We start from the raw sequence: 6000 nt of genomic DNA on the forward strand, positions 1-6000 counted from the left end.
AGCGGCAGCCTTGATCGTCATGGCTGCCGCTGCCGAGATGCGGCTCTGTGCTATCGCGGCGCGTTGGCCAAGGCCGGCGTGACATTGGCGATCTGGGTGATCACCATGCCGCCGACGATGAAGAACAGGCCGGTCAGCCGCGCCGCATTGACCGGCTTTTGCGGGAAACCCATCAGGCCGTAGTGATCGATCAACATGGAAATGACCATCTGGCCGGCGATGACGGCGACAATGAAGCTTGCCGCGCCGAGCTTCGGCGCAAGGAGAAGAGCCGCAGTGATGTAGATCACGCCGGCGAGGCCGCCGACCCAGATCCACCACGGACCCTTGAATGCCACAGCCAGGCTGGGCAACGGCGCCCGGAAGGCAATCAGCATCGGCAGGATGAGCGCGAGACTGACGCCGAGCGAGACGACCGTCGCCCAGAGCGGATGGCCGAGGAGGCGGCCAAGGTTGGCATTGGCGCCGGCCTGGAGGGGGACGACGGCGCCGGCGAAGATCGCCACGGCAAGCAACAGGAGGGAGGAGAGATTGGGCATTGTTTTTCCTTTTTGTTGCGGCGACCCTCCATCATCTATCTTGGGAATGGAAATTCCAATTTTTCACGTGCTATATTCGTATGATGAATAATCTTGGCGCAATCGACCTGAACCTGCTCGTGGTGCTCGACGCGCTCCTGGCGGAGCGCCACGTCTCGCGCGCGGCTCTGCGGTTGAACAAGAGCCAGCCTGCCGTCAGCCATGCGCTGGCGCGGTTGCGCGCTCTGTTCGACGATCCCTTGCTGGTTCGCCATGGCGGCCATCTCGAGCCGACGGTGCGGGCGCTGGCGATCGCGCCGCAGCTTGCCGAAGCGCTCGCGCATATGCGTCTGCTCATGGGTTCTCAGCCATTCGATCCGGCGCGCGAGCCCCACGTCTTCCGGCTGGCGATGTCCGATTACGCTGCGCTTGTGCTGCTGCCGCAACTGATGACCGTGCTGCGCCGGCAGGCGCCGAACGTCGATCTCCTCGTCAGCCAGGCAAGCCGCGAAGTGATGATGGCGCAGGCCGTCGACGGCGAAATCGATCTGGCGCTCGGGGTTTTCCCGACGCTTGCCGAGGATCTGAGGACATCATTGCTGTTCGAGGAGCACTTCGCCTGCCTGGCCGATCGCGCGAGCCTCGGCGGCGAAACGACGATGGATCTTTCGGCCTATCTGCAGCGGCCGCATATTCTCGTCTCCCTGCGTGGCGATACCGGCAACGAGATCGACCTTGCGCTTTCGGCTATTGGACACAAGCGCCGCATTGCGCTGGCCCTGCCTCATTGGAGTGCGGCGCCGGGTCTCGTTCCGGGAACCGACCTCGTGCTAACGGTTGCGCGCCGGATCCTGCCCCGCGACGGGGAGATCGGGCCGCTCGCCATCTTCGCGCCACCCTTCGCGATCCCGCCCTTCGCCTTCCGGCAGATCTGGCACCGGCGGCGCGACGGCGACCCCGCCCATCGCTGGCTGCGGGATCTGATCACCGGCATCCTCGCGCCGCCGACTGGGGCCCCCGCGGCCGTGTGATTGGACGGCCTGAAAACGAAAAGGCCCGGTGCGGCGATGCCGACCGGGCCTTTTTTCTATAGGCTTTGCTGCGCTTCAGTCGTGGCTGACGCCCTGGATCGCCGAAACCTGCCATTCGGCACCCGGCTTGCGCACGAAAGTCCAGAGCTCGACGGCTTCCGTCAGATTGTCCGGATCGCCGCTGATCACCTTGCCGGTGGTGCGGTCGCGCATGACGTCGATGCTCTCGTAACGCATGGCGACGGTCGCAAATTCGGTACCGTTCTCCGACCAGGCTTCGGCGACGTCGCCCTGAACGAGGTGCACGTCGCGCACATCGTTCTTGACGCCGCTCGTGGCGTTGTCGCTGAGCTCTTCTGCTAGGTACGACATGGCTTCCGGCGTCGTCAGGCGACGCAGCGTGCCGTAGTCTTCCGCGGCGTAAGCCGCCTGCACGTCCTTCAGCATCTTTTCGAACTGCTCGAGGTCAGACCCCTGGACGCCGATTTCATCGGCCGGGCCGTCGGTGACGGGCGCCGCCTGAGGGGCTGCCTGGGGTCGAGCCTGCGCCTGACCGCTTGCCTGGCCGCCGCCGATGCTCGGGATCTTGAACGACGGCATGCCGTTCGATGGCTGCTGGCCCGACGAGCGCTCGGACGGGCCGGCATAGGCTGTCTGCTGGCGGTTGCGGTTAAAGAAGCGCATGGCGAGCATGATCAGGCCACCGATCAGGAGCATCTGCACGATCAGGCCGAGGAAGCCGGCAGCACCGCCGAAACCGCCGCCCATCAGCATGCCGATGAGGCCGCCGACCATCAGGCCACCGAGCAGCGAACCGCCGAAGCCGCTGAAGAAGCCCGGACGGGCGTTCGGCTGGGTGGCGTTCGGGCGCGTCTGGCCGGCTGCCGGATTGGTCGCGGCCGGGCCTGCGTCCTGGCGCGGCGTCATCGAACGGTCGATCGGTGCCGCGTTGGTCGGCGCGGTACGGGTGACCGGCGGTTGCGAGAAGGTGCGGGTGCCGCGGCTACCGAAGCCGCCGCCCGAACGCCGCGCTTCGGCGACGTCCACAACGGTCAGCGCAACGACCATGCCGATCGCCATCATTGCCAGAGTTCGTCCAAAACGCCCAAATCGCTGCATTGCCATCACAACCCCTAAATCTTGCTTGGGCTCAACCGAGCCATCAGGACCTGATATAGGGGCTCAACGCCTGAGATTTAAGCTTTTCGCGTCGCTTTTCGGCCAGTTTACCGTTATCCGACACCGCTAGCTGGCCGAATCCGGCATGGAATCAGCATCTTCGGCGGACGCCCGAGTGCCGCCCGCCCTTGCCGCTGACGCCTAACGATTGACTGCCAGGATCATCGTTGCCGCCTTTTCGGCGATCATGATCGTCGGCGAATTGGTGTTGCCCGAGGTGATCGTCGGCATGACCGAGGCGTCGGCGATGCGCAATCCCTTCAGACCGCGCAGGCGCAGTTCCGGATCGACGACGCTCTCCGGATCGGCGCCCATGCGGCAGGTCCCAACCGGATGGAAGATCGTCGTGCCGATATCGCCGGCCGCGCGCTTCAGGTCCTCCTCGGTCTCGTAGGACGGGCCCGGCTTGAACTCGACCGGGTTGAAGCGGGCGAACGAGGGTTGCTTGACGATTTGCCGCGTCAACCGGATGGCGCTGACCGCGACATCGCGGTCGGCCTCCGCCGTCAGGTAGCGCGGCCTGATGTCCGGCGCGGCGGCAAAATCCGGACCCTTCAGATGTACCGATCCGCGGCTTTCCGGGCGCAGATTGCAGACGCTGGCGGTGATTGCCGGGAAGGAATGAACCGGCTCGCCGAACTTGTCGAGCGACACCGGCTGCACATGATACTGCAGATCCGGCGTTTCCTTTTCCGGCCCGGAGCGGGTGAAGATGCCGAGCTGGCTCGGCGCCATTGCCATCGGCCCGGAACGCTTCAGTAGATATTCGAGTCCGATCGACGCCTTGCCGAACAGCGAGTTTGCCTTTTCGTTGAGCGTCGGTACGCCGGTGACCTTGTAGGCCATGCGGAGCTGCAGATGATCCTGCAGGTTTTCGCCGACGCCGGCGCGTTCGTGGCGAAGCTCGATGCCGTTTGCCTGCAGCACGTCACCACGGCCGATGCCGGAGAGTTCGAGGATATGGGGTGAGCCGATCGCGCCGGCGGAGAGCACAGTTTCGCGGGTTGCGCCGGCGCGCTTGACTGTGCCGTCATGCTGGAATTCAACGCCGGCGATGCGATCGCCCTCGATGATCAGCTTGCGCACATGCGCCTTGGTCAGAACTGTGAGGTTGCCGCGCTTCTGGGCCGGGCGCAGGAATGCCTTTGCGGTGTTCCAGCGGATGCCGGAACGCTGGTTGACATCGAAATAACCGGAGCCTTCGTTGCTGCCGCGGTTGAAATCCGGCGTCTCGGGAATGCCGGCTTCGCTTGCCGCCTTCTGAAAAGCGTCGAGCACGTCCCAGCGCACGCGCGCCTTTTCCACCCGCCATTCGCCGCCGGCGCCGTGCATCTCGTTGGCACCGCGATAGTGGTCCTCGGATTTCCTGAAGAGCGGCAGCACGTCGTCCCAGCCCCAGCCGGTACAGCCGAGCTGGCGCCAGTGGTCGTAGTCCTCAGCCTGGCCGCGCATATAGATCATGCCGTTGATCGACGAGCAGCCGCCGAGCACCTTGCCGCGGGGATAGCCGAGTGAACGGCCGTTCAGGCCCTCTTCCGCTGCGGTCGTGAAACACCAGTCCGTGCGCGGATTGTTGATGCAATAGAGATAGCCGACCGGAATATGGATCCAATGGTAGTTGTCGCGGCCGCCGGCTTCGAGCAGCAGCACGCGATGCCCCGGGTTTTCCGAAAGGCGGTTGGCAAGCACGCAGCCGGCGCTACCTGCCCCAACGACGATGAAGTCGTATATGTCCATGGTTCTCCCTCGATATGTACGGCGCGACCCTTCAGATCCCGGGTTCGGGCGACATCGCTCCTTCAGCCGCGCCCCGGCGCCGCATTCTTGAGCTTCGTCATCTTGTCTTCTTCCTGAACCGCCAGCCGCCGCGAACGAACGCAGGAATACTCCGGCGCCGGATGGTGGCCGCCGGGGGCGTTCGTTTCGGTCTGTTCATATTTGGCCAGACATGCTCCTCAGATGTCCGCTCTGACGCGTACAATCGGGAAAAAACCGCTTGGATGCAAGCGTCCGGAACCGTAAATTGCAAAACAGGATCTGTTCATTTTCGGACAGACGGGGAGTAAGCATGAATCCGAATTTCACCTGGGACGATCTGCAGTTCTTTCTGGCGGTGGCCCGCACCGGGCAACTGTCGACGGCGGCGCGGCGCTTGAGGACCAGCCATGCCACGGTGTCTCGTCGCATCGACAGGCTGGAATTCGCGCTCAAGGTCAAGCTGTTCGAGCGCAATCCGCGCGGCTACATCTTGACCGGCATGGGCCAGCGCTTCGTCGAAACCGCCGAGCGGATCGAGCGCGAGACCGAACAATTGCAGCTCGACATCAATGACGGTCTGACGGCGCAGCGCGGCGTCGTCCGTCTCAGCACACTCGAAGGCTTCGGCAACTTCTTTCTGGCCGACCGGCTGGCGGACTTTGCGGCGCGCTATCCGAACGTCTCCCTGGAGATGCTGGCGATCCAGCAGATCATGTCTCTGTCGCGCAAGGAGGCGGATATCCAGGTGGCGCTGACGGCGCCGAAGGCCGGGCCTTACCAATCCGAGGTGCTGACGCCCTACACGCTGCATGTCTATGGCGCGCGCAGCTATCTCTCGAAGCACCCGCCGATCACCGGGCGCAACGATCTCGCCGCACACCGCTTCGTCGGATATATCGACGACATGATCTTCGCGCCGGGTCTTGATTACCTGGGGGAGCTGCAGCCGGGCCTGCATGCCCATTTCCAGAGTTCGAGCATCCTGACGCAGTTGAAGGCCGTGCGGCAGGGGCTGGGTCTTTGCGTCTTGCCGCACTTCATCGCGCAGCAGGAAGACGACCTGGAGATCGTTCTGCCGGAAGAGATCGAGCTCAAGCGCACCTACTGGCTGGTTTGCCATAGAGACCTGGTTGCCGTCCCGCGGGTAAGGGCGGTGCGCGAATTCCTGATGCAGAGCGTCAGGGAAAACCGCGGCCATTTCACCCGTGAAATGGCACTGCCGACCACAGACGTTAGGCACCTATCGCGCTCCTAAATCCTGCCTGATTGTGGCGATATATGATCTTGCAACCAAGGGCAGTGATTTACGGACCGAAAGACCGGGGTCTCGCGGATCAAAATCGACCTAGTTTATCAACAGCTGGAATTATTGTTTAAATTCAGAGATTTGTCGATTTTTGAAGTTTTTTTGAACGTGGCTGTTGACGTCTGTGAGGATGGGGGTCTATAAGCCCGATCACTGACGAGGGCGGCGGCGCTGCTGGCGACGACGACCTTCGCTCTAGAGTTTCCTG

At 63.4% G+C, this 6000-nt stretch carries 5 protein-coding genes; 2 read left to right on the plus strand and 3 right to left on the minus strand.

The window, feature by feature from the left end; translation table 11 throughout:
- Positions 1–50 precede the first annotated feature (50 nt).
- Positions 51–539, minus strand: coding sequence for a DMT family transporter (locus BLU15_RS11430; RefSeq protein ID WP_060521346.1), 489 nt, complete (start codon positions 537–539; stop codon positions 51–53).
- 80 nt (positions 540–619) lie between these two features.
- Between BLU15_RS11430 and BLU15_RS11435 the strand changes: the two genes are divergently transcribed.
- A complete protein-coding gene (locus tag BLU15_RS11435; RefSeq protein WP_244546731.1) occupies positions 620–1549 on the plus strand; it encodes a LysR substrate-binding domain-containing protein in 930 nt (309 codons plus the stop codon).
- 75 nt (positions 1550–1624) lie between these two features.
- On the opposite strand, the gene BLU15_RS11440 is transcribed toward BLU15_RS11435, so the two are convergent.
- Together BLU15_RS11440 and BLU15_RS11445 are read right to left on the minus strand one after the other, a co-directional pair.
- Positions 1625–2668: a Tim44 domain-containing protein gene (locus BLU15_RS11440; RefSeq protein ID WP_371589773.1), complete on the minus strand. Its 1044-nt coding sequence runs from the start codon at positions 2666–2668 to the stop codon at positions 1625–1627.
- Positions 2669–2869: 201 nt separating this feature from the next.
- The gene (locus tag BLU15_RS11445) at positions 2870–4465 is read right to left on the minus strand and encodes a GMC family oxidoreductase (RefSeq protein WP_060582918.1); all 1596 of its coding nucleotides are present in this window, start codon (positions 4463–4465) and stop codon (positions 2870–2872) included.
- 331 nt (positions 4466–4796) lie between these two features.
- Between BLU15_RS11445 and BLU15_RS11450 the strand changes: the two genes are divergently transcribed.
- Complete coding sequence (locus tag BLU15_RS11450) at positions 4797–5741, plus strand: LysR family transcriptional regulator (protein WP_060521343.1); 945 nt, start codon at positions 4797–4799, stop codon at positions 5739–5741.
- Positions 5742–6000 lie beyond the last annotated feature (259 nt).

The sequence above is a fragment of the Ensifer sp. YR511 genome (genome assembly GCF_900103045.1).
Lineage (GTDB): Bacteria > Pseudomonadota > Alphaproteobacteria > Rhizobiales > Rhizobiaceae > Ensifer > Ensifer adhaerens.

What these genes read in the sequence shown, in the direction of transcription:
- BLU15_RS11440 (WP_371589773.1), bottom strand. Translation starts at nt 2,668, where the DNA reads ATGCAGCGATTTGGGCGTTTTGGACGAACTCTGGCAATGATGGCGATC.
- BLU15_RS11430 (WP_060521346.1), bottom strand. Translation starts at nt 539, where the DNA reads ATGCCCAATCTCTCCTCCCTCCTGTTGCTTGCCGTGGCGATCTTCGCC.
- BLU15_RS11435 (WP_244546731.1), top strand. Translation starts at nt 620, where the DNA reads ATGATGAATAATCTTGGCGCAATCGACCTGAACCTGCTCGTGGTGCTC.
- BLU15_RS11445 (WP_060582918.1), bottom strand. Translation starts at nt 4,465, where the DNA reads ATGGACATATACGACTTCATCGTCGTTGGGGCAGGTAGCGCCGGCTGC.
- BLU15_RS11450 (WP_060521343.1), top strand. Translation starts at nt 4,797, where the DNA reads ATGAATCCGAATTTCACCTGGGACGATCTGCAGTTCTTTCTGGCGGTG.